Below are 22,204 nucleotides of genomic sequence, written 5' to 3'. Positions count from 1 at the left end.
GGCATCTGTCAGCGCTTCATGGGATCGACCCAGAAGGGCTGCTCGGTTTCCTGATACACATCAGCGCGGCTCAGCCCCATGTCTTTCAAGGCTTCATCACTCAACTGCGCCAATTGCCGACGCTGCTCGTGCAACTGATACCAACGCGACACGTGGCCTTTCACAGACCTGAGCAGCCGCTCGATCCAGGAATCATGGGACAGGGTTTTAAGCACCAACACATAACCTTTTTGACCTTTCATCATCTTGCCCTCCAAGTGGGATGACTAAAGTCTCGCGCCAGCGTTAAGATCAATCCAACGAATGTTTCTTATGCTCTGCATCTGGGAGATTGATGTATTGGCCAGCTTCCCCAGCATTGACACCGAACTGCTGCGCACCTTCGTCGCCATAGCCGACGAAGGCGGCTTCACCCGTGCGGGCGAAGCGGTCAACCGTACGCAGTCGGCGGTCAGCATGCAGATGAAACGGCTTGAAGAAGACCTGATCCAGCGGCCGCTGTTTCAGAAGCAAGGCCGTAGCGTCAGCCTGACCATGGAAGGCCAGGTGCTGCTGGGTTATGCGCGCAAGATTCTCAAGCTCCATGGCGAAGTGTTCAACACCCTGCGCGAACCGCATATGGTGGGCATGGTGAAAATCGGTACGCCCGATGATTACGCCATGCGCTTTCTGCCGGGCATTCTGTCGCGCTTCGCCCAGGCCTACCCGCTGGTGCAGGTCGAGGTGCACTGCGAACCGTCGAAACAGCTGCTGCAACGTCAGGATCTGGACTTGAGTATCGTCACCCGCGAACCGGGGACCGAGATCGGGCAGATTTTGCGCCAGGAACGCTTTGTGTGGATGGAAGCGCAAGGCTTCTCACCCCATGAATTCACGCCGTTGCCGCTGGCGATGTTCAACACTGACTGTTTCTGTCGAACCTGGGCCTGTAACGCGCTGGACACGCTGCAACGCGATTACCGGATCGCCTACAGCAGCGCCAGTCTGGCGGCCATCAGCGCCGTTGTGACGGCCGGTCTGGCAGTGACCGCGCAACTGGAAAGCCTGCTGACGCCTGATTTGCGCATCATTGGTGAAGCTCAGGGCTTGCCGCAGTTGCCCCTGGCGAGCATCGTTCTGCTGCGCAACCCCCACACCGTGTCACCCATCACCGAGTGCCTGGCCGATCACATCGCCGAAGGCTTCAAGCTTTAAAGGCGAGCACCACGGCGCAAATGATGAGGAATCCGCAGAACAGCGCACGCAACAGGCGCTCGGGCAGCGAATGGGCCATTTTCACCCCCCAACTGATGCTGGCCAGCCCACCGATCGCCAACGGGATCCCCATGGACCAATTGACGTGGTCGTGCAGCGCGTAGGTAAACAGCGTGATCGCCGTACTCGGCGCGGCCAGTGCCAGCGCCAGGCCCTGGGCAACCACTTGGGTGGCACCGAAGAAACCGGTCAGGATCGGCGTCGCGATCACGCCCCCCCCAACGCCGAACAGGCCGCCCGTCATGCCCGAACCGACACCCAGCAGCCACAGCCGATTGACGTGACGCAGCTCGGTACTGGCCTGATCCTTGCGCCAGTACATCTGCGCCAGATTGAACACCGTCAGGATAATCAGGAACGCCACAAAGCCTAAACGCATGTGCTGCGGGTCTACTCGAACCGCCCAGAGCGACGTCAGCCAGGCGAAGCAGAAACTCGGGATGATCAGCATCATGGCGTTGCGCATCGTAATGCGATTGCGCTGGTTGTACCGCCATAACGCCAGCAACACGTTGGGCAGCACCATCAGCAGCGCCGTGCCTTGTGCCAGTTGCTGATCAAGCCCGAACAGAACGCCCAGGGCAGGAATGGCGACCAGGCCGCCACCGATCCCGAACAGCCCGCCCAGCGTCCCCATGACCGCGCCCAACAGCACAAACATCACAATGTCGATCACATCGTTCCTCCCAATTCGTGGGAACGCATGCTACGCATTCTTGAGGGGCTGGCAAATCAATAGATCAACGCATTGCCGCGTGAAGGCCACCGGTGCAAAGGCCTGACGGCAGGATTTATCTGGCGCATTAAAGATCAGGGCACTAAATTGTTGAGCATGACACATTCGTACAACAGGACCGACGATGAACGCGGACGATAGCTCGACACCCGATACCCCCGACCGATGCGACGCCTTGCGGCTGGACAATCAGCTCTGTTTCGCCCTCTATTCAACGTCGCTGATGATGACCAAGGTCTACAAGCCGCTGCTCCATGCGTTGGGCCTCACTTACCCGCAGTACCTGGCGATGATGGTGCTGTGGGAACAGGATGGTTTGACCGTAGGCGATGTCAGCACTCGCTTGCTGACTGACCCTGGCTCCCTGACGCCGCTGCTCAAACGCCTGGAAAACGAAGGGTTGATCACCCGCACCCGCAGCAAGGAAGACGAGCGCGTCGTGCTGCTGCGCCTGACCGAGCAGGGCCGTTCGTTGCAGCTGCGTGCACAGGAAGTTCCAGGGTGCATTCTTTCCGCCAGCGGTCTGGACCTGAAGCAGTTGCGTAAAATCCAGAGTGATCTGCTCACGTTGCGCGGCAGTCTGCGTGAGCATGTTTGAGAACGCCTGTGCCGGCTGATTGAAGCCGGACTGCAGCATCACCGCACGACTGCACTGCCCCCCAAAAGTTGGACACCTGTCCAGACTTTTGGGAGTCTTTCATGGGCAGATATTCATCACAGTTCAAACGCAAACTATCCGCAGGGCCGGCTTTAGCCGGGAAAAGGTTTGAGCACATTCGCTGCACCTGCATTGTTCCCGACATCACTTTCCCGGCTAAAGCCCGCTCCCACTGCGTGAACCGGCCGCACCCAATCCAGCCTCTTCAAAATATTATCTTGCGCGCAAACTATTAGCGCGATACATTTATCTCGCGTTCAGTTAGCGCACAAATATTTAGCGCAAACAGACAAGTTTTTTTGAAGCCAACCCCTACCATCAGTGCTCTTTCAGCGAGGCAATTCCATGAACACTCTCTACACCGCAATCGCAACTGCAACCGGCGGCCGTGACGGTCGTGCCGTTTCCAGCGACAACATCCTCGACGTCAAGCTCGCCACCCCGAAAGAACTCGGCGGTGCGGGCGGCGCGGCGACCAATCCCGAGCAATTGTTCGCTGCCGGTTATTCGGCCTGCTTCATCGGCGCCCTGAAATTTGTCGCCGGTCAGAGCAAGCGCAGCATTCCTGCTGACGCATCCATCACCGCTCACGTCGGCATCGGCCAGATCCCCGGCGGCTTCGGTCTGGACATCGATCTGCACATCAGCCTGCCCGGCCTGGAGCAAGCCGACGCCGAACACCTGGTAGAAGCTGCGCATCAGGTCTGCCCTTACTCGAACGCCACCCGCGGCAACGTTGACGTGCGTCTGCACGTCACGGTGTAACCGACCGTCTACTGACTCAGGAGTCGAACATGAAAACCTTCACAGCCTTGACCGGTAGCCTTCTCGCGTTGTCCATCACCAGCGCATTTGCTGCAGGCACCGTGGAACACAACACTCAGGCATTCCTGGATGCCCTGAACTCCGGTGGCGGCAAACCCATCGAGCAGTTGTCGCCCAAAGACGCCCGCACGGTGCTGACCGGAGCCCAGGCGGGAGTAAAGCTGACCTTGCCCAAGGCTGATGTCAGCGAGAAAACCATCAAGGCCGACGGCCAGGACATTAGCCTGACCATCGTGCGTCCGGCCGGCGTCAACGGTACGCTGCCGGTTTTCATGTTCTTCCATGGCGGCGGCTGGGTGCTGGGTGACTATCCGACTCACGAACGACTGGTGCGTGATCTGGTCGCCGGTTCCGGTGCAGTGGCGGTGTTCGTCAACTACACGCCATCGCCTGAAGCGCACTACCCGACGGCCATCAACCAGGCTTACGCGGCAACCCAATGGGTGGCCACGCACGGCAAGGAAATCAACGTCGATGGCAAGCGCCTGGCGGTGGCGGGCAACAGCGTCGGTGGCAACATGGCCGCCGTGGTTGCCCTGATGGCCAAAGACAAGGGCACTCCAGCGATCAAATACCAAGTGCTGTTGTGGCCGGTGACCGATGCGAATTTCGATACCGGTTCCTACAACCAGTTCGCCGAAGGTCACTTCCTGACCCGCAACATGATGAAGTGGTTCTGGGACAACTACACCACCAACGCCCAGCAACGTAACGAGATCTACGCCTCGCCACTGCACGCCACCCTTGAGCAACTCAAAGGCTTGCCACCGGCGCTGGTGCAAACAGCCGAAAACGATGTACTGCGCGACGAGGGTGAAGCCTATGCCCGCAAGCTGGACCAAGCGGGTGTCGCCGTGACCTCAGTGCGCTACAACGGCATGATCCATGACTACGGTTTGCTCAACGTCGTCAGCCAGGTGCCGACCGTGCGCTCGGCGATGCTGCAAGCGTCTGAAGAGCTGAAGGTGCATTTGAAGTAATCAACGCCCACAAAAAAGCCCGCATCGCTGCGGGCTTTTTTGTGTGTGGCTGCGGTAAACGCTGTGCTTATTTAGCACGGCCTTTGTAGGAACCGCCGTCACGGGTATCGATTTCGATCATGTCGCCGATTTCGATGAAGTCAGCAACGCTGAGTTCGGTGCCGTTTTTCAGTTTGGCAGGCTTCATGACCTTGCCCGAAGTGTCGCCGCGAGCGGAACCTTCGGTGTAGTCAACCTGACGCACGATAGTGGTCGGCAGTTCTACGGAAACCAGACGCTCTTCGAAGAAGATCGCTTCGCAAACGTCGGTCATGCCTTCTTCAACGAATGGCAGAACGGCTTCGATGTCTTCAGCGTTCAGCTCGTACATGGTGTAGTCAGTGGTGTCCATGAACGTGTAGGTGTCGCCGCTGATGAAGGACAGAGTCGCTTCCTTGCGATCCAGAATCACGTCATCCAGCTTGTCGTCGGCGCTGTAAACGATCTCGGTCTTGTAACCGGTCAGCAGGTTTTTCAGCTTGGTCTTCATGATTGCGCTGTTACGACCAGACTTGGTGAATTCAGCTTTCTGAACCAGCCAAGGATCGTTTTCGAGACGAATCACGGTACCGGGTTTGAGTTCTTTACCAGTTTTCATTGCGTATATCCGAATTTGGATGGAAGTTGCCGAGGCTCTGTACGAGAAACCGCTTTCCCGTGTGGCAGAAAGGTCTTTTTCGTACAGAGCCTAATCTCAAGGCCGCGTATCATACGAAACTCCACAAAACAGTACCAGCGCCGCAGCAAGATCGGCGTGCGAGGCCTGTTCCAGACACCAGCGCTCGGCGTGGCTTTCGATTTCCGGCCAATAGGCGGCCAGCGCCAGCCAGCTTGCCGTGCTGTCGCGCCCCGCATTCCAGGTTCGCCAGAACTCGGTCAACGCCTGGGCGGCAACCGTCGAGAGCCCCGCAAGGTATAGTTCGAGAAAGGCATCGAGCTTGGCCCAATGGGCGTCATCGTCCTGTTCATAGATGTGCCAGAGCAGCGACCGGGCGGCCCATTGCGCTCGCACGAAGGAATCTTCGCCGCGCACCACGTTGAAATCGCAGCACCAGAGCAGCCAGTCGTAATCCTCCTGTCTGACGAACGGCAGCACCTGTACGGTCAATGCGCAGCGTTTCAACAGCGTACCAGCCTGCAAGCCATCCACGCCCAACCAACGTTGTAGATCCCCCAGAATGCGACCTTCAGGCACCAGCAGATGAGTGGGCCGGCTCTCGGTGGATAGCAACTCAAGCCAAGTCCCCAGGCTTGGGTTCTCGTAGGCAAACACCGAGATCAGGCGAGCGCCCTCTTCAGGCTTTACCCCCAACCGTTGCAGGAAACTGCCCTGTGCAGCCTTATCTTGCTGAAACGCCCGACGCGCTTCGATCAAGCCGTGTTCCCGCAACAAACCGCCAGTCGTCGGACGAAACCCCGGAAAGAAGAAGAACTTGCGCAACCCATTGGACTGTACCGACGGCAAGCCATGGCAACCGGTTACCCACTCTTCGGCACTCAGGTACTCCAGATTCACCCACACCGGCCTTGGCGAGCATTGCAGGATGGCCTCCGTATAAGCAGGCGGTAACCGGCAGGCAAAGGCTTCGATGATCACATCGGCGACCTCAACCGGCTGCCATTCTTTCTGCCACAGGTGAACGCTGACGCCCTCCTGCCACTGTTGCGCCGCCTGGGCATCCGCGGTCGGACACAAACGCACGAACGCCTGCAGATCATCGACCCACAAACGCACCGTCACGTCATGCTCGGCCACCAATTGCCGGGCCAGGCGCCAGGTCACGCCAATGTCGCCGTAGTTATCGACGACACTGCAAAAAATGTCCCAAGAGGCTTTCATTCTCGGCTCCCTGAGGCTCGATGACGAAAAACCGTGATTGTCCGTCAGAACAACCCGCATTCACCAGCCTTCGGTCATGTCACAATCGCCATCACCTGCCGTCAACGCCGAGGACATGTCATGCCCCTTTCAAATCGTCGCGAGCTGAACGTCTCGATGCCCCCCTTGAAGCTGATCGCCTGTATCGCCCTGGGCATCTGGCTCGGCATCGCTGCGGCAGTGCTGACCGGCGTGCTGGTTTTCCGGGCGTTGCCCGAGGCGCAGACGCAAGCGGTGAGCAACGCGGCCGTACGGCTGAGTACGCCCGCGACGGTCCCTGCCGAGTCTGAAAAAACCATGTTCGAACACTACGAACAGAACCTGCGCGAGAGCGAAGCGCGTCAGGCCATGGAGCAGACCCGGGAGCAGCAGCAAAAAACCTTCAACGCGCCGAAATGCAATTTCTGGCTGCAACAAGACCGAACAGCGCCGAGCGACAAGAGCCGCGCCAATGTGATGCAGTTCTGCGGATAGACCATGAACAAGCAAACCGTACTGCAAGCGATCATCGACACACTCAAGGTGGATCTGGACGTCGCCCAAAGGGCTGCGCAGACCGCCTACGAAACCGCGACCCACGAAGAAAACATTGCCGAGAACAAATACGACACGCTTGGCCTTGAGGCGTCCTATCTGGCAGCGGGTCAGGCCAGGCGCGTGGAAGAAATCCGCCAAGCCTTGCTGGCGTATCAAAAGCTGGAACTGACACCCTTTGACGAAAAACGCGGTATCCAGATCGGCGACCTCGTCACGCTGCAAACCGCGACAGGCGCAGAACAACGGCTGTTTCTGGGGCCCGATGCCGCCGGTCTGAAGATTCACCTGGAAAACGCCATCATCACGGTTATCACCGCCCGAGCGCCCCTGGGCCAAAACCTGATCGGCAAGTTTGACGCCGATGAGCTGGAAATAATCGTCAATGGCGGCAAGCAATCCTTCGAGGTAACACGGATTGTGTGACCGGCTATTCATTTGCAGGGTTGATCGCTTCAGCTTTTTCTGGGTAAGGTGCGTCGTCGCCCCATAACCCGTGACCGGGACTGCATAGCCGGAAGCTATGACTTACTTAGAAGGAGATATTTCATGTCAAACGTCATTACGTTTCCTGACGCCCATGAACGTGATCACCTCAAGTCAAGTGACCATCCTGGGTTGAGGTACCTGAACAAAAAAGAGCGACTGCTGATCGACCAATTGCGTCAGACCAGCCATGCAGGACGTCAGTACGTCTACGATTACGCGAGCATCATGCACCTGTCCAAACCGTTGCATCCTGAACCGGTGGATTGATCGGGTTAACTGACGACGATCACTGTTACCCGTTTAATGTCCAGCGGCGGCCAGGACGTAGCGGCCTCTTCGCGGGCGAGTCGAAGCGCGGCCCGCTCACCCCAACAGCGTATACACGCCGTGGTGGGGTGCGCTCGCCAGGGATGGCCCGGCGGCGCGTACTCGCAAGGTATTCAGCAATCATTCAGCCTCCTGAAGCACCCTGCCTGCGCAAGCGCCTATAGTGACCGCTTGTCATTGGTTATCAGGAAATTGGACATGACCACCGCAGCGACTGAGTCCTCGTCGACCCCGCCAGCGTCAGCAGCACCGGCTAAAAAAACCGTTGATCACCTGCGTTTTCATAAACAACACGCGCACTTGGGCAGCACCTTCGGCAACGATTCGTTCGCGCTCAAGGCCGAGGCGTTTGCCCGTTTCTTTGGCACCCCGATGTTCCTCGGTGCGCAAACGGTCATCGTCGTGCTCTGGGTCGCAGCCAACGCAACCGGGTTGACCCATTTCGATATCTACCCGTTCATCCTGCTCAATCTGGCGTTCAGCCTGCAATCAGCCTATGCCGCGCCGCTCATTTTGCTTGCCCAGACGCGTCAGGCCGCGCGGGATAAAGCCAATGCCGATGCCGATGCCCTGCATCGCGAGGATCTGGCGGTCGCTAACGAGCAACGCCTGGTCATGGCGGCTGAACACGCCGCGCAGATGCTGGAACTGCTGGAGCAGAACACCCGACTGACGGAACTCACCAAGTCGCTGACCGAACGCGTCGAGACGCTGACGTCGGATATGCACAAGCATTTCGTGAAGCGCGAGGGAGCTGGCTGTACTAAATCGTCGCAGTAGACATCGAAGGGGCTCGTATAAGACGGGTTGAACGCCTCAATTGGCACTGACGCTAAACAGAACGGCGAGCCTCGCGCCGCAGTGGGATTGACCTGAAGTGTTCGGGCGATGCCGCAAGAGCATTGCCCGATCTGCTTACTGCCAGCCGAAACGACGGGTGTAGAAGCCTTTCACGGCCTGGGTCAGCGCCATGTACGCCAGCAGGATCAGCGGCAGGTAAACGAAGTACATCAGCGGCAATGCCTGCAGTTTGAAATAGCTCGCCAGCGGGCCCATCGGCAGGAAAATCCCGACGGCCATGATGATCCCGGTCATGATCATCAGCGGCGTCGCAGCGCGACTCTGAATGAACGGGATTTTCGGCGTGCGGATCATGTGGATCACCAATGTCTGGGTCAGCAAGCCCACCACGAACCAGCCCGACTGAAACAGCGTTTGATGGGCGGGTGTGTCAGCACGAAACACAAACCACATCATCAGAAAGGTGATGATGTCGAACACCGAACTGATCGGACCGAAAAACAGCATGAAGCGCCCGATCTCCCCGGGCTGCCAGCGTTGCGGTTGCTTGAGCAGTTCTTCATCGACGTTATCGAACGGGATGGCAATCTGCGACACGTCGTAAAGCAGGTTCTGCACCAGCAGGTGCATCGGCAGCATGGGCAGAAAGGGAATGAACGCGCTGGCGATCAGCACCGAGAACACATTGCCGAAGTTGGAACTCGCGGTCATCTTGATGTACTTGAGCATATTGGCAAAGGTCCGCCGCCCTTCCAGTACGCCCTCTTCCAGCACCAGCAGGCTTTTTTCCAACAGGATGATATCGGCCGCTTCCTTGGCGATGTCCACCGCTGTGTCGACAGAAATACCGATGTCTGCCGTGCGCAGTGCCGGCGCGTCGTTGATGCCATCGCCCATGAAGCCCACCACGTGACCGTTGCCTTTGAGCAGACGGACGATGCGTTCCTTGTGTGCGGGGGTCAGGCGGGCAAACACGTTATGGGTCTCGACGGCCTTGGCCAGCGCCTCATCGTCCATGCGTTCCACATCGCTGCCCACCAGCAAGCCTTGCTGCGCCAGCCCGACTTCGCGGCAAATCTTGGCAGTGACTCGCTCGTTATCGCCGGTCAACACTTTCACGGTCACGCCATGGGCGGCCAACGCCTTCAATGCGGGCGCGGTGCTTTCCTTGGGCGGGTCGAGAAAGGCCACGTACCCGATCAAGGTCAGCCCCTGTTCATCGGCGATGCCGTAGACGCTTTTCTGTGCAGCCGATTCACGTGCGGCGACAGCCACCACCCGCAAGCCTTCCTCATTCAACTGCGCGGTGACCTGACGTATACGCGCCAGCAGTTGGGCATTGAGCGGTTCGAGGGTTTCGTCGTGCCGCACCTGGGTACATACGCTCAGGATTTCTTCCACGGCGCCCTTGCAGATCAGCAGATGGGACTGGTCGGCCTGAGCCACCACCACTGACATTCGACGCCGGGTGAAGTCAAACGGGATTTCATCCACCTTGGCAAAGTCAGTCGCCACGTTCAGATCGCGATGAACTTCCACATGTTCAAGAACGGCAACGTCCAGCAGGTTTTTCAGGCCGGTCTGGTAGTAGCTGTTGAGGTAGGCCATGTCCAGAACCGCGTCGGAGTCTTCGCCCCACACGTCCACATGCCGCGCCAGAAAGATGCGGTCCTGGGTCAGGGTGCCGGTCTTGTCGGTGCACAGCACATCCATGGCACCGAAGTTCTGGATGGCATCCAGACGTTTGACGATGACTTTTTTGCGGGACATGACCACCGCGCCCTTGGCCAGGGTCGAGGTGACAATCATCGGCAGCATTTCCGGGGTCAGGCCCACGGCAACCGACAACGCGAAGAGCACCGCTTCCATCCAGTCGCCCTTGGTGAAGCCATTGATGAACAGCACCAGTGGCGCCATGACCAGCATGAAGCGGATCAGCAGCCAGCTGACCTTGTTCACCCCGGCCTGAAACGAGGTTGTCGCCCGGTCAGTGGCGGTGATCCGCTGCGCCAGCGCACCGAAATAGGTGCGATTACCGGTGGTGACGATCACCGCCGTGGCGGAACCGGACACCACATTGGTGCCCATGAACAGGATGTTCTGCAGGTCCAGTGGGCTGGCCGCATCGGCTTGCTGTTGGCAGACGAACTTCTCCACCGGCATGGATTCACCGGTCATGGCCGCCTGCCCTACAAACAGATCCTTGGCGGTCAGCAAACGGCAATCGGCGGGGATCATGTCCCCGGCTGACAGGTGGATAAGATCACCGGGCACCAGCAACCGGATCGGCAACTCGATGCGCCGGGTGTTCTCGGACAGCCCGCCGTTACGGTGCCGGTTTTCCAGTTCATCCCCAGGCTCGCGCTTGCGCAACACCGTGGCCGTGGTGCTGACCATGGCTTTGAGGGCATCGGCCGCTTTGTTGGAGCGGGCTTCCTGCCAGAACCGCATCAGGCTCGACAGCACGACCATGGTAGAAATCACCACCGTGGCCTCCAGGTCGTCAGTCAAAAACGAAACGATCGCCAGCAGCGTCAACAGCAGGTTGAACGGATTCTTGTAGCAGTGCCAAAGATGCTGCCACCAGCGCAGCGGTTGCTCGTGCGCCACCTCGTTGAGCCCGACCTGCTCACGCAGCACCAGCGCCTGGCTTTCGCTCAGGCCATCGGCACAACTGTGCAAGGACTCGAGCAGGGTGTGCGGCTCGCTGTTGGACGCTTTCAACAGTGTTTGCGCCAGCGTGCCGGGTACATCACGGCTGACGCTGTTAGGCGTGATGCTTTCGAAAATCGTCAGCCGCCGAAAGTGCCGACCCATGCGACGGCTGCTTAGAAAGCTGGCGAAAAGCTCTTTCAAGAAGGACATGTTCAAGGCTGTCTCCTTACTGCATAACGGCATGACAGGAGAAACCACGCAGGCACCCGCGCCGTCGCCCCGCATCGAGCAGGACACAGCGCGGCTCGCCTGTCGCACGACAGGCGCGTCCGTTCAGCAGGCAAGCGCAGGCGCAACAACGCCGCGATCAGCTGTTGATCATTTCAGTATCGATGAGGGCTTCGAAGGTGCGGCCGCGAAGGACCGTTTACCGGGATGCCGTTTCTCGCCTTGAGCAAGATAACGGCAGGAGAAATGCTGCGCGTTAACGTGCCAAGTGTGTGCAGGTTGCAAGAACCTGCCGACTACTGTCACTCGAACATGTGTCCACGAAGGTCTCCATTAGAGGGTTGTGGCGCGAAGCATAGCGTCGGTTTTCGACCGGGTAAACCGGCATTGCCCGTTAAACACAGGCAACACTCCGGTCGTTCAGCGAAGGTTCAGAATGGCTGGTGGGGGTGCGAGCTAACCATGAGCCCATCACCCAAAACCGTCCCGTATTCCCCTCAGCGCCACATCCGATGGCTTAGCGCACGCTGCCGCGCAGCAGCGCCACCTGTTCACGGGCCTGGGCGGGTGACGAACCTTCGGCGGGCAATGGCGCGCCAGCCACCACGGTCACCCGCGACCACAGGCGTCGAAACACGCCCTTGTTGGGGTCGCGACTGAAAAAACTGCCCCACAGCCCTTGCAGCGCCAACGGGATCACTGGCACCTGGGTCTGCTCCAGCACCTTGGTCATGCCGCCCTTGAACTCGTCGACTTCACCATCGCCAGTCAACTTGCCTTCCGGGAAAATACACACCAGTTCCCCGTTGTTGAGGTAATGGGCAATCTTGCTGAACGCCTGTTCGTAGATCTGCAAATCCTCGTTACGCCCGGCAATAGGGATCGTCCCGGCAGTGCGGAATATAAAGTTGAGCACCGGCAGGTTGTAGATCTTGTAATACATTACAAAGCGAATCGGCCGCCGTACCGCGCCGCCGATCAGCAGCGCATCCACAAAGGACACATGGTTGCAGACCAGCAGCGCGGCGCCTTCGTCCGGGATCAGATCGAGATTGCGATGCTCGACGCGGTACATGGAATGGCTGAGCAGCCAGATCAGGAACCGCATGGTGAACTCGGGCACGATCTTGAAGATGTAGGTGTTGACCGCGATGTTCATCAACGAGATGACCAGAAACAATTGCGGAATCGACAGCCCGGCGACGCTCAGCAGCAGGATCGACACCAGCGCCGAGACCACCATGAACAGCGCGTTGAGAATATTGTTGGAGGCGATCACCCGCGAGCGCTCGTTTTCCAGCGTGCGGGACTGGATCAGCGCGTACAGCGGCACGATATAAAAGCCGCCAAACAAGCCAATGCCCAGAATATCAATCAGCACCCACCACGCCTGACTGAACGACAGCACCGCCAGCCAGTCATTGGCCATGACGTTCTGCGGCATATTGCCCGAATGCCACCACAGCAACAGGCCAAACACCGTCAGCCCCATGGAGCCGAACGGCACCAGGCCGATCTCCACCTTGCGCCCGGACAAGCGCTCGCAGAGCATCGAGCCGGCGGCAATGCCCACGGAAAACACCGTCAGGATCAGCGTCACCACGGTTTCGTCGCCGTACAGCCACTCTTTGGCGTAGGCCGGGATTTGCGTGAGGTAAATCGCGCCGACGAACCAGAACCAGGAGTTGCCCACAATCGAGCGCGACACCGCGGGGGTCTGGTTCAGGCCCATGCGCATGGTGGCCCAGGACTGGGTGAAGATGTTCCAGTTGATGGTCATTTCCGGCGTTGCCGCCGCCGCACGGGGGATGCCCCGGCTGGCCAGATAACCCAGGCACGCCACCAGCACCATGACACCGGCCACAAGGGGCGCGTAGTTGGCCGTGGACATCATGACCCCGGCACCAATGGTGCCCGCCAGAATCGCCAGGAACGTGCCCATTTCCACCAGACCGTTGCCGCCCACCAGTTCGTCTTCGCGCAGGTGCTGGGGCAGGATGGAATACTTGACCGGCCCGAACAGCGCCGAGTGAGTGCCCATGGCAAACAGCGCCAGCAGCATCAGCCACAGGTGCCCCAACATGAACCCCGCCGCACCCACCAGCATGATCGCGATCTCACCCAGCTTGATCAACCGGATCAACGCATCCTTGGCGTACTTCTCGCCAAACTGCCCGGCCAGGGCCGAGAACAGAAAAAACGGCAGGATGAACAACAACGCGCACAGGTTGACCCAGATGGAACGGTCGCCCTCGATGGCCAGCTTGTAGAGGATGGCCAGGATCAGCGATTGCTTGAGAATGTTGTCGTTGAACGCCCCGAGGGACTGGGTGATGAAAAACGGCAGGAAGCGGCGTTTCCCTAACAGCGTGAATTGTGACGGGTGGCTCATCGTCCGTGGTCCTGAGTGGCTTTGCGGTTGGAAGGTCTTGTTCCAGTGCGAGCCACATTGAAGACGTTCGCTTACGTTATGTCGATAGGACGTTTCCGGTATTGCCGAGAAATATCATGTACACGCCCCGGCAATGCACGGCGAAACAAACAACTCCCCGCGATAAGCCCCGCGCAGGGTGCGGTTCATGACTATCAGCCACATCCCCGCCAACGCCACCACCAACAGGCAGCCGGCGTTGGTGAAGAAGGTCAGGTTCAACACCGCACCCAGCTTCAACGTGGTGAGCGCGTAAACCCCGAGGGGAAAGGTAAAGCCCCACCAGCCCAGATTGAACGGGATGCCGCTGCGCAGATAGCGCAAGGTAATCAGCACCGCAAGCAACAGCCACCATAACCCGAAGCCCCATAACGTAATGCCTGCAATCAAACCGATCCCGGCCGCAACATCGCCCGCGCCGGGCAAACCGACGGCTGCGAAAATCTCCGGTGCCTCGCCACCCAGCAACATCATGCCCAGCGCGCCGGTGCTGATCGGCCCCAGCGCCAGCCAGCTCGACGCGGCCATGTTAGCGTGGGGCAACTTGTGCAGGGCCATGCGCAGCATGAGGATGGTCAGAATGCCGAACGCCACCGGCACTGAAAACGCCCAGAGCACGTAACTGGTGATCAACACCGAAAACTGCCCGTGCACATCCGCCAGATGCGGCGCCAGTTGGCCGCCGCTAACCGCTGCCACTTCGGCCGCGACCACGGGCAACAGCCAGACCGCCGTCATTTGATCGATGCTGTGCTCCTGGCGGGTGAACATCATGAACGGGATCAATACGCCACACGCCAATGCCATCGCCACATCCAGCCACCACAATGCCTGCGCCAGCGGCACTACCGCCTCGCCCCAACGGGCAACGCCGAAGACCAGCAAGCCATTGATGAGGGTGGCCAATCCCATGGGGATGGTGCCGAAAAACATCGACACCGTGGAATGCCCGAACACCCGCCGCGCTTCATCGAAAAACAACCACCAGCGCGCCGCATACAGCACGCTGAACAACACGAACAAGCCAATGTTCAACAGCCATAGCGCTTCGCCCAACCCGTACAGGGCGGGATAGGCAGCAGGCAATGCCAACGACAAAATCCCGGTGCCCATGGTCGCCGCAAACCAGTTGGGCGTGAACTGGCGAATCACTTCACGGGGATGCGGCAAATGACTCAGGGGTTTGCAGGGGTAATCAATGATGCGGCTCATGTCGGCTCCAGTCCTCGGATGAGGTGGGATACAGGGTAAGGCCGCACCTGATATCGACTAAGCGGGTAATTTCTGTATAGGTCATCGGTTTTGCAGATAAAACATCATCCGGCCAGCGGTTGCACCGAACCCGCCATCTCCCTATGATTCGCCCGTCGCTGCACATCAGCGACCGGATTTGGCGATCCGACCCATCACCCAAGCAACAGTTGTTAATGCTCCGTTGTCTTCACCTTTGCGTGGGCGACGTTCATGGCAGCTGTGCGTGGGAGACCTTCGGGTCTGCCGGGTGGGTATGACCGGTTCGCCAACCTGCGTACAGCTGTCACCCAAATTCGTTTGGCGACGAAAGGGGCGGCAGGTTTAATCATACCTTCTGGACTTTCTTCATGACCCAATACACTCAGATGCAGCAATACCCAAATACCGTCCTGTTCATCAACCCGAACGCCCCCTTCCCCGACCTGCACCACTGCGCCGTCGAACGCCTGACCGCCGTGAAAAACCTGATGACCTGCCTGAGCACCGCCAACCTCAAAGACCCCGACGAAAACCACCTCGCCCATGTGGCGCAGGTGGCTTGTCTGTTGTTGCAGGATAGTTGTGATGTGTTGGAAGCGATGGAAGTGAGGTTGAGTGAAGTAGAGGGTTGATCTGACGCAAGCGTGCTCCTACAGGCAAATCATCAAAAACGGAATAACCTGTAGGAGCGAACTTGTTCGCGATTCGAGCTCAAGTCCGACTCCGACCGTCATTGAGAACGCATCCGCACCGTCACCGGGGCCAAAAAATTCGATCAGTAACCATATTTAGGTAGAAATCTGGATAACGGCGGATGGGTTTTCTTCCATTCCTCGGCGAAGGCTGTGCCAGCCTCTATTTGTTCGAAATTCATTCTGTCGGAAATTTCTTTCAACTTTCTTTCACCATAGCCATATGCACCCGGTTCGGCCTTAGCCAGTAAGTATATCAACCCATAGGCCTTTACCAAGTCCAGCGGTAAACCGACTCGATCTGGCGCATGGGCGCTCCAAGCGCCATAACTACTAACCGCACCAAAATGGCCATGTTCGGCGGCCGCCTTGATCCAGCTACCAGCACCTATTAAGTCTCTCTTCGAGAGCAAATACATGGCCAAGTTACCCATCGCGGGAACATAACCCGCCTGAGCCGCAGCGCGAAACAGCCGCTCAATTTCTTTATCGCGCTTGCCGGGGATCAGAAAAAAACCGGCTCCTTCCTGATATTGAACGGCTAACCAGTCCTGCGCTTCAGGGAAACCTGCATCCGTAGACTTGATAAGCCAGTCCAGATCATCGGTCAACAAATAAAGTTGAAACATAGCTTCACCGTTGCCCTGCCTTGCGCGCTGTTCTCCTAACGTGCGAGCTGAATCAGCCCATTCTTCAGGCGCTTTAACTGTACCTCCACAGTTCTTAAGCAACTGACAAAGCTTGTTATCCGCGTTGGCCAAACGAAGCATCGAGTATATATCTCCCTGATCGGCTGCTTTTTTGTACCATTGCTGCGCCTCAGAACTTATGAACATTGATTTCTGTCGCTCGATTTCGCCCATGTAGTATTGGGACTCAGAATCACCTGCCTTTGCCGCAACCTCGATCAGCGGTGCTGCCTGATTGTTAACCTGTTTACCTAAAGACATATTGTATAAAATCAGGCCTTGTTTCTTAGCGGATTCGAGATCGGAGGAAATTTGGGATGACGACAACGGGCTGAAGAAAAACCAGCAAAACGAAACACAACTGACGAACCATGTGCGCAACGCAGGATCCTCTGAAAATGGGCGGTTTGGGGTGAATGATTATAAATGTACGAGAGCATGACGACTCGAACTACAACCCGTACTTAGTGGGAAAGCGCGAAAGTGGCGCATTTGTTTTTTTCCATTCCTCCGCGAAAGCTTTGCCTGCCGTTATTTGCTCAGGCTCCATACGTTTTTCGAGCTCCTTCAACTGCCTTTCATCAATTCCCTTCCTGCTCGGAAGCTCTGCCTGCGCAACAACTAACATGAGTCCATAACCCTTAACCAAATCCAGGGGAAGCTTCAAATAATCTGAGGTATCAGTCATCCACGCAGCCAAGTCGACTGTCGCTTCAATACCGCCTGCTTTTGCAGCCCGTTCCGTCCAATACATAACTCCAGCAATATCATTTCGTTCAGCCAAGAGCCTAGTCAGCTCTTCAATAGCTGGTACGTAATTCGAATTGGCAGCAGCCACCAACCACTTATCAGCAGTTTTGAGCCGCCTGCCGGGAACGATAAAAAAGCCCGCTCCTTGTCTATATTCAACACCAAGCCAATATTGCCCCTCACCAAAGCCCGCTTCAGCTGACTTTATAAGCCAATCAAACTCACCGCTCATCAAATATAATTGATACATCGCCTCCCCGTCACCTTTGGCCGCACGGGCCAAAGCAAATGCGTGCGCTGTCTCGCGCCAATGCTTAGGGCTTCTCGTTTCAGGAGCGCAGTTATTCAGGTATCTGCACACCTCATCGCTCGTCTTGAACAGCCGCATCATGGCAGAGACATCATTTTGATGAGCAGCCAATTCAAACCAATGCTGTGACAGATCATTCACAAATGTGGCCCGTTTTCTCAACACTTCGCCCAAAAAATATTGTGATTCTCGATCACCTGCTTCCGCGGCGATTTTTAAAAAAGGTACCGCGTCAGTGTGTCGATTAAGATTATATAGAAAGGCACCTTTTACTTTCGCGCCAACCTGATCTGGGGCAAGTGAAGCCATAGCAAGCGGCTGGAAAAGCGCCGCCGCCAATATAAAAACCCGCCAAGCGGACATATTAGATAGTCCTCTCATCAAACATATCCAGTATATCCACGAAACGGCATTCATTCCCCATAGGCGGACCTAGAACACAGCGCTGGGCCTTATAGCTTTCACGCATTTCCACATTTACTTTTTTTTCTGAGAACAAATTCACTGCCATAAACTTATCTAGGCGCTCTACGTTAAGCAAATGGGTTTGCTTGGGCTTATCGGATTTCGCAAAAGCCGCGAACCGCAATGTCGCTTCGTAAAAATGTTCCTTAGCCAACTCGATGGTATTGTGACACCCGTACTTGCTAAACGCTTTAAATTTTGCTCGCGTAACGATAGCCCTGAGAATCAGCTCTATAGCGCGCTGCTGAAGTAGATGTGATTCAGCTTCAGTCAGTTTCTTGAATTTGGGGGTCTTCCGCTCTGTCAACCCGCTCGATAGTTCATGAGTTATTATTTCGAACTCTGTGGGTTGCTGCAAAAGTGTATTAAGCAATGCCCCCAGCCTTTCCGGGGAGAGCATCGTAAACCAAGTTAGAAGTTCCTCATTATCTTTATTCAGCTCAATCGTGTAAGCCATAACTCCAGCCCGCCCCCCTGCCGTCATCGCGCCATACAGCGATTTAACCTTGTTATACCCCAACAAAAACAACCATTGAAGATCCACCCCAACGGCATGCAACACCTGCGCTTTAGCAAAATACTCAAACGCCTCAGGCATGATCCAGTCAAGTTTGTGGTATTCGTTTTTGATCAGTTCCCGGTTGAATATATCGAGGAAGTGCACCAACGCTTTGTAGCCGAGGACGAAGCTGAAATCGCCGTCCGCGCCGACTCCGGCGACGAGGGCGACTTTGAGGCGCAGGATGATCTGGCCGTTTTGCAGGGACAGGCTGAATTCGCCTTTACCACCGACGCCAGCGGCGGCGCTCAGGTTGGCACCCAGGGACGCGACCGCTAGCCAGTCTTTTTTGCTAGGGTCCAGCTCGTTATAGGGCTGCACGCTACGGGCGGTCAGCAGGTCTTTGGGGGGAGCCCATTGCAGGCTGCCGCTGATCTTGATCCCCGCCTGCACGCCTGCGAACAGGTTGAGATTGGCGCTGATGACTTCGTCTGCGCGCACGTTGGGCAGGCCATGTATGTCAACGCGGCTAATACCGCGCTGGGCGTCGCGGCTGGTGTCCAGTTCAACGTCATTTTTACTGTCGCTGGGTTTGAGGGCCATGTTGGCGCTAAGCAACATGGACGCGCCGGCGAATCCCCAGGCTTTGATGCCGCCTTCCAGGCAGAAGCGGCCAAGGTCGACAACGCTTTCCTGCTGCTTGAAATTTATATATTTCGCTTTAACTGAGGTGGCCTGGGTGCGTTTGGGGAGTTCGAACTGGAGCAGTTCGACTTCGCCCCGCGCAAGGTTGATGTCCAGAAACGCCTCGACGCTGGCGCTGGCACCTTTGTTCAAGCTCAGTTCGAAGCCCTTGGCGGTGGCGCCGCTGTGCAAATTGCTTTGCGGTGGTGTGAGGCAGCGAATCAAGCGCGCTTGCGGGCTGTTATCCACCAGACGCAGGGGGCCGAGAGGGTTTTTCTTGAAGAGCATTTGCTTGAGGCCATTGCCCCAAGCCTCGAATTCGGCGTCATCACGCAGGTTCTCGATATAAAAACCCTGGGCTTTGAGATACGCCTTGAATCGCGCAGGGGCGAAAAACCCGGAGGTGTCAAACCAGCCATCCTGGATTTTCAATCGTCGAGCGTCCATATGGATGAACCAATAGTCGAGCGCGTCGCCATCACTGAGATTGCCAGCGTCGATTTTGAAATTAGGGTTACCTGCTTTAGCGGCGATCTTGGCCAGATCTTCCTGGAGGGTCTTTTGCGCCTGCCTGCCTAGGCTATTGCGTAGATCCTTGAAGCTGAGGTGGCTAAGGCGTGCGCGCTCAGTCGGCACGCTGATTTCTCGCAGGGGAAAGTTACTGCGTACCAGGCGCTGTACCGGTTTTGGCTCGAACGCTTCCGGATTCCAGAGCAGGTGTAGTGCGGGTTTGCGCGCGCGGATGATGTCTTCAGCGTCCTGTTTGAGCGCCTTTTCCTTGTTTTCCAGATCCTGCCATTGGCGCTTTTCTTCATCGAACAGGCTGCTTGGTGGCTGTTGTCGGCCTACCCGCAGCCAAGTGTCGAAACTGGTTTCAATATTTTTTTCCAGGTCGGCTTTGTTCTTGAGCAGCTCGTGATAATCCCGATAGCGCTTGATGCCCCAGGAAATATCCTCGTCAGGGTGATGCAGGGCAAATTCGGGCAAGGCAATGCCATAGGCCGCTGCCCGCATTAATGTTTTGGTGAATTCCGAATAGCGAAACAAACTTTCGGACTCTCTTACCCACTCCGCCAGATTGTTGTTTGGGTCGTATTTTCCAGCGTCCAGATCAGCCAGCAGTTTGGCGTGGGCTTTGCGAAATTGGTCGATTTCCTCTTGTTTGAAATCGGGGATCTTGCCATCGATCAAGTTCTGCCGCTGCTTGAGGTAAACCTCACGGATTTTGCCCACTTCAATGGCTTCAGGGCTGAACAATTCGGTGCCGACGAAACTGTAGCCTTCCTTCAGTGCCTGTTGTTCAGCTTCAGCCTTAAGGACGAATCTTTCATTGTCCATCTCTCTGAAGTCGCGTTTTTTTCGCTGGAACTCTTGGGGTGTGTGGGCGGCAAAACGAGGTTTACACATATATTCCCGGCCAAAAGCCGAGGTTTCCAATGAACCGATCTGCCTGATTTCATCCCCGAGCTCTTTCAGATCCTTTTCAAGCTCGTGATACTTCCGACTCTTGTCCGCATCCAGAAAACTGCTCAGCTTCGGCTCAAGGAAAAAATCCATCAGCCCGCGCTCATCCAGCGCCTTGAGGCGCGAATCCGGGTCGGTGGTGAGCACGGCTTTTTTCAGTTTGTCCGCTGCTTTAACCAGTACGTCCAAGGTGTGTTCGCGCAGCAGCCAGAAGCTGTCCTGCCCGACTTCATAAATGATGTCGAAATAGTGGTTGTCCTTGCTGCAGGCCTGCTCGCCACAAAAGTTCGTGGGGCCGTGTTCCGCGTTTTCGGGGATCGGCTCCAGTTTGAGGATTTTGCTTACAGGCGGTTCGTTTCCGGTCGCAGCCACTTCGCTACCCGGTGCCGGCACTTTGAGTTCCCAGCCGGTACGAATGTAGTTGGGGTTGCTGATGAAGGGGTTCAGCTCGCGCAATTGGCTGACGCTTCTGCCGCAACGCTGGGCGATTGAACTGAGGGTATCGCCCTGATCGACGACATAGGGTTGCGTATTCATGGCTGCACAGCCTCCAGCAGTTGAGCGACTTTGCGGTGCGGTCTTTCGGATGAGGTGAGAATCGGCAACAGATCGGTTCGGTCTGAAAGCTCGCCGTTGATGATCAGATGGGGAATTTCCAGCAGGTCTTCGTCTACACCGATGCGGTGCTTGACGAGAAAGTCCAGGTTGCGGGCCAGTCTTGGCAGCTCGGAATCAGGCACACGGCCGAAATGCTTCGGGTTTTCTCGTAGCCAATACACCCAGCGCACATCCTTGAAGGTCGCGAATACGCTGTCGGGAAACGCCAGCGGCCAGGTGCAGGTCTCTGCTGCGGCCGGCGTTTCTAGTCGCCACTCATGCCAGCGCTGGGCGTCGGGATTGATGTGGGGTGCAGGGGTGTAAACCGCATCCCATGGCCCCAGCAGGCAACCGAGGTTGTCGCCCGCGTCCATCGCCAGCGCAGTCCAGTTCACCGGGTTGTAGAAGTTCAGAATGCGTGATCGACCCAACGGCATGGCCATCAGCTTCCGGGCGTGGGCCAGTGCTGCTCCGGGATCACGACAACGCAGGGCAATACCCTTGGGGCGCTGATGACAAACCTTGGCCATGCCTGTCACTGCTGAGGGTGGCAGATCGAACCAGGTGGGGCCTTTGATGGCGTGATCTTGCAGGGAGGTGCCGAACCAGAGGAGGTCCGCGTTGAATGGGCGACTTTGCAGCTGGGTGACCATCCACGCTTCTTTGGCGTGGTGTTGATCGACGATAAAAATCATTGATTGGCCCGTTTTCTCCCAGGGCGCAGCCAGCGTCGGCAGGTTGAGGAGTCGAGTCATTGCATCGGACATCTGCGCGCCATCCTTTCGTTGTGCAGAAACGGGCGACGATGCCGGGTCGGAAAAGCCCTCGCAATACAGGGACAAGAAATGGAGACGGGTCCTACATTTGTGGATGGAATCGACCTACGAAAGCCCGTTGATGCGAAGGGCTGTCGCGCTGTGAAGGCCAATACCTTGAACGCAAGCCCCCCGCGCGCCCTCGCGACTAAAGTCGCTCCTACAAAACC

20 protein-coding genes are annotated in these 22,204 nt (G+C 57.1%); 9 read left to right on the top strand and 11 right to left on the bottom strand.

Annotated elements, in window-relative coordinates:
- Positions 1-8 precede the first annotated feature (8 nt).
- Positions 9-245, bottom strand: coding sequence for a DUF1127 domain-containing protein (locus tag ACP7B0_RS11615; RefSeq protein WP_426141461.1), 237 nt, complete (start codon positions 243-245; stop codon positions 9-11).
- 67 nt (positions 246-312) lie between these two features.
- Here ACP7B0_RS11615 and ACP7B0_RS11610 point away from each other — a divergent pair, with 67 nt between their 5' ends.
- On the top strand, positions 313-1,194 hold the full coding sequence (locus ACP7B0_RS11610) for a LysR substrate-binding domain-containing protein (protein ID WP_426141460.1): 882 nt from the start codon (positions 313-315) through the stop codon (positions 1,192-1,194).
- Here the strand turns inward: ACP7B0_RS11610 and ACP7B0_RS11605 are convergent.
- Entirely contained in the window at positions 1,184-1,930 is a 747-nt protein-coding gene (locus ACP7B0_RS11605) for a sulfite exporter TauE/SafE family protein (RefSeq protein ID WP_426141459.1), read from the bottom strand. The genes ACP7B0_RS11610 and ACP7B0_RS11605 overlap by 11 nt on opposite strands.
- A 184-nt stretch (positions 1,931-2,114) precedes the next feature.
- Between ACP7B0_RS11605 and ACP7B0_RS11600 the strand changes: the two genes are divergently transcribed.
- From ACP7B0_RS11600 to ACP7B0_RS11590, 3 genes are all read left to right on the top strand, one after another.
- Entirely contained in the window at positions 2,115-2,588 is a 474-nt protein-coding gene (locus ACP7B0_RS11600) for a MarR family winged helix-turn-helix transcriptional regulator (protein WP_426141457.1), read from the top strand.
- Between the two features lie 405 nt (positions 2,589-2,993).
- Positions 2,994-3,413 carry an organic hydroperoxide resistance protein gene (locus tag ACP7B0_RS11595; protein ID WP_426141455.1) on the top strand — a complete coding sequence of 140 codons (420 nt, stop codon included), beginning with the start codon at positions 2,994-2,996 and terminating at the stop codon, positions 3,411-3,413.
- 29 nt (positions 3,414-3,442) lie between these two features.
- Complete coding sequence (locus ACP7B0_RS11590; protein ID WP_426141454.1) at positions 3,443-4,453, top strand: alpha/beta hydrolase fold domain-containing protein; 1,011 nt, start codon at positions 3,443-3,445, stop codon at positions 4,451-4,453.
- Positions 4,454-4,520: 67 nt separating this feature from the next.
- Here ACP7B0_RS11590 and ACP7B0_RS11585 read toward each other — a convergent pair whose 3' ends face one another.
- Positions 4,521-5,090 (bottom strand): elongation factor P, encoded by a 570-nt coding sequence (locus tag ACP7B0_RS11585; RefSeq protein WP_426141453.1) that lies wholly within the window; start codon positions 5,088-5,090, stop codon positions 4,521-4,523.
- 96 nt (positions 5,091-5,186) lie between these two features.
- On the bottom strand, positions 5,187-6,332 hold the full coding sequence (earP, locus tag ACP7B0_RS11580; protein ID WP_426141451.1) for an elongation factor P maturation arginine rhamnosyltransferase EarP: 1,146 nt from the start codon (positions 6,330-6,332) through the stop codon (positions 5,187-5,189).
- Between the two features lie 120 nt (positions 6,333-6,452).
- Here earP and ACP7B0_RS11575 point away from each other — a divergent pair, with 120 nt between their 5' ends.
- The 4 genes from ACP7B0_RS11575 to ACP7B0_RS11560 all read left to right on the top strand — a co-directional run bounded on the left by ACP7B0_RS11575 (position 6,453) and on the right by ACP7B0_RS11560 (position 8,501).
- On the top strand, positions 6,453-6,845 hold the full coding sequence (locus ACP7B0_RS11575; RefSeq protein WP_426141450.1) for a hypothetical protein: 393 nt from the start codon (positions 6,453-6,455) through the stop codon (positions 6,843-6,845).
- A gap of 3 nt (positions 6,846-6,848) precedes the next feature.
- Positions 6,849-7,331, top strand: coding sequence for a GreA/GreB family elongation factor (locus ACP7B0_RS11570; protein WP_426141448.1), 483 nt, complete (start codon positions 6,849-6,851; stop codon positions 7,329-7,331).
- A gap of 123 nt (positions 7,332-7,454) precedes the next feature.
- The gene (locus tag ACP7B0_RS11565; protein ID WP_426141447.1) at positions 7,455-7,661 is read left to right on the top strand and encodes a hypothetical protein; all 207 of its coding nucleotides are present in this window, start codon (positions 7,455-7,457) and stop codon (positions 7,659-7,661) included.
- Positions 7,662-7,919: 258 nt separating this feature from the next.
- Positions 7,920-8,501: a DUF1003 domain-containing protein gene (locus ACP7B0_RS11560; RefSeq protein WP_426141446.1), complete on the top strand. Its 582-nt coding sequence runs from the start codon at positions 7,920-7,922 to the stop codon at positions 8,499-8,501.
- 135 nt (positions 8,502-8,636) lie between these two features.
- Here the strand turns inward: ACP7B0_RS11560 and mgtA are convergent, their stop codons facing one another.
- The 3 genes from mgtA to ACP7B0_RS11545 all read right to left on the bottom strand — a co-directional run bounded on the left by mgtA (position 8,637) and on the right by ACP7B0_RS11545 (position 15,048).
- Positions 8,637-11,420: a magnesium-translocating P-type ATPase gene (gene mgtA, locus ACP7B0_RS11555; RefSeq protein ID WP_426141445.1), complete on the bottom strand. Its 2,784-nt coding sequence runs from the start codon at positions 11,418-11,420 to the stop codon at positions 8,637-8,639.
- Positions 11,421-11,922: 502 nt separating this feature from the next.
- On the bottom strand, positions 11,923-13,797 hold the full coding sequence (locus ACP7B0_RS11550; protein ID WP_426141444.1) for an MFS transporter: 1,875 nt from the start codon (positions 13,795-13,797) through the stop codon (positions 11,923-11,925).
- 114 nt (positions 13,798-13,911) lie between these two features.
- Positions 13,912-15,048, bottom strand: a complete 1,137-nt coding sequence (locus ACP7B0_RS11545; protein WP_426141443.1) for a TDT family transporter — start codon at positions 15,046-15,048, stop codon at positions 13,912-13,914.
- 389 nt (positions 15,049-15,437) lie between these two features.
- Between ACP7B0_RS11545 and ACP7B0_RS11540 the strand changes: the two genes are divergently transcribed.
- A complete protein-coding gene (locus ACP7B0_RS11540) occupies positions 15,438-15,701 on the top strand; it encodes a hypothetical protein (RefSeq protein WP_426141442.1) in 264 nt (87 codons plus the stop codon).
- Positions 15,702-15,844: 143 nt separating this feature from the next.
- On the opposite strand, the gene ACP7B0_RS11535 is transcribed toward ACP7B0_RS11540, so the two are convergent.
- From ACP7B0_RS11535 to ACP7B0_RS11520, 4 genes are all read right to left on the bottom strand, one after another.
- The gene (locus ACP7B0_RS11535; protein ID WP_426141440.1) at positions 15,845-16,831 is read right to left on the bottom strand and encodes a tetratricopeptide repeat protein; all 987 of its coding nucleotides are present in this window, start codon (positions 16,829-16,831) and stop codon (positions 15,845-15,847) included.
- 70 nt (positions 16,832-16,901) lie between these two features.
- Positions 16,902-17,873 carry a tetratricopeptide repeat protein gene (locus tag ACP7B0_RS11530; RefSeq protein ID WP_426141439.1) on the bottom strand — a complete coding sequence of 324 codons (972 nt, stop codon included), beginning with the start codon at positions 17,871-17,873 and terminating at the stop codon, positions 16,902-16,904.
- Position 17,874: 1 nt separating this feature from the next.
- Positions 17,875-21,159, bottom strand: coding sequence for a LysM peptidoglycan-binding domain-containing protein (locus ACP7B0_RS11525; RefSeq protein ID WP_426141438.1), 3,285 nt, complete (start codon positions 21,157-21,159; stop codon positions 17,875-17,877).
- Positions 21,156-21,986 carry a hypothetical protein gene (locus ACP7B0_RS11520; protein WP_426141437.1) on the bottom strand — a complete coding sequence of 277 codons (831 nt, stop codon included), beginning with the start codon at positions 21,984-21,986 and terminating at the stop codon, positions 21,156-21,158. The genes ACP7B0_RS11525 and ACP7B0_RS11520 overlap by 4 nt, the downstream gene beginning before the upstream one ends.
- Positions 21,987-22,204 lie beyond the last annotated feature (218 nt).

Source organism: Pseudomonas sp. DWP3-1-2, assembly GCF_049896285.1.
GTDB lineage: Bacteria > Pseudomonadota > Gammaproteobacteria > Pseudomonadales > Pseudomonadaceae > Aquipseudomonas.
This window is presented reverse-complemented; position numbering and strand designations above follow the sequence as displayed.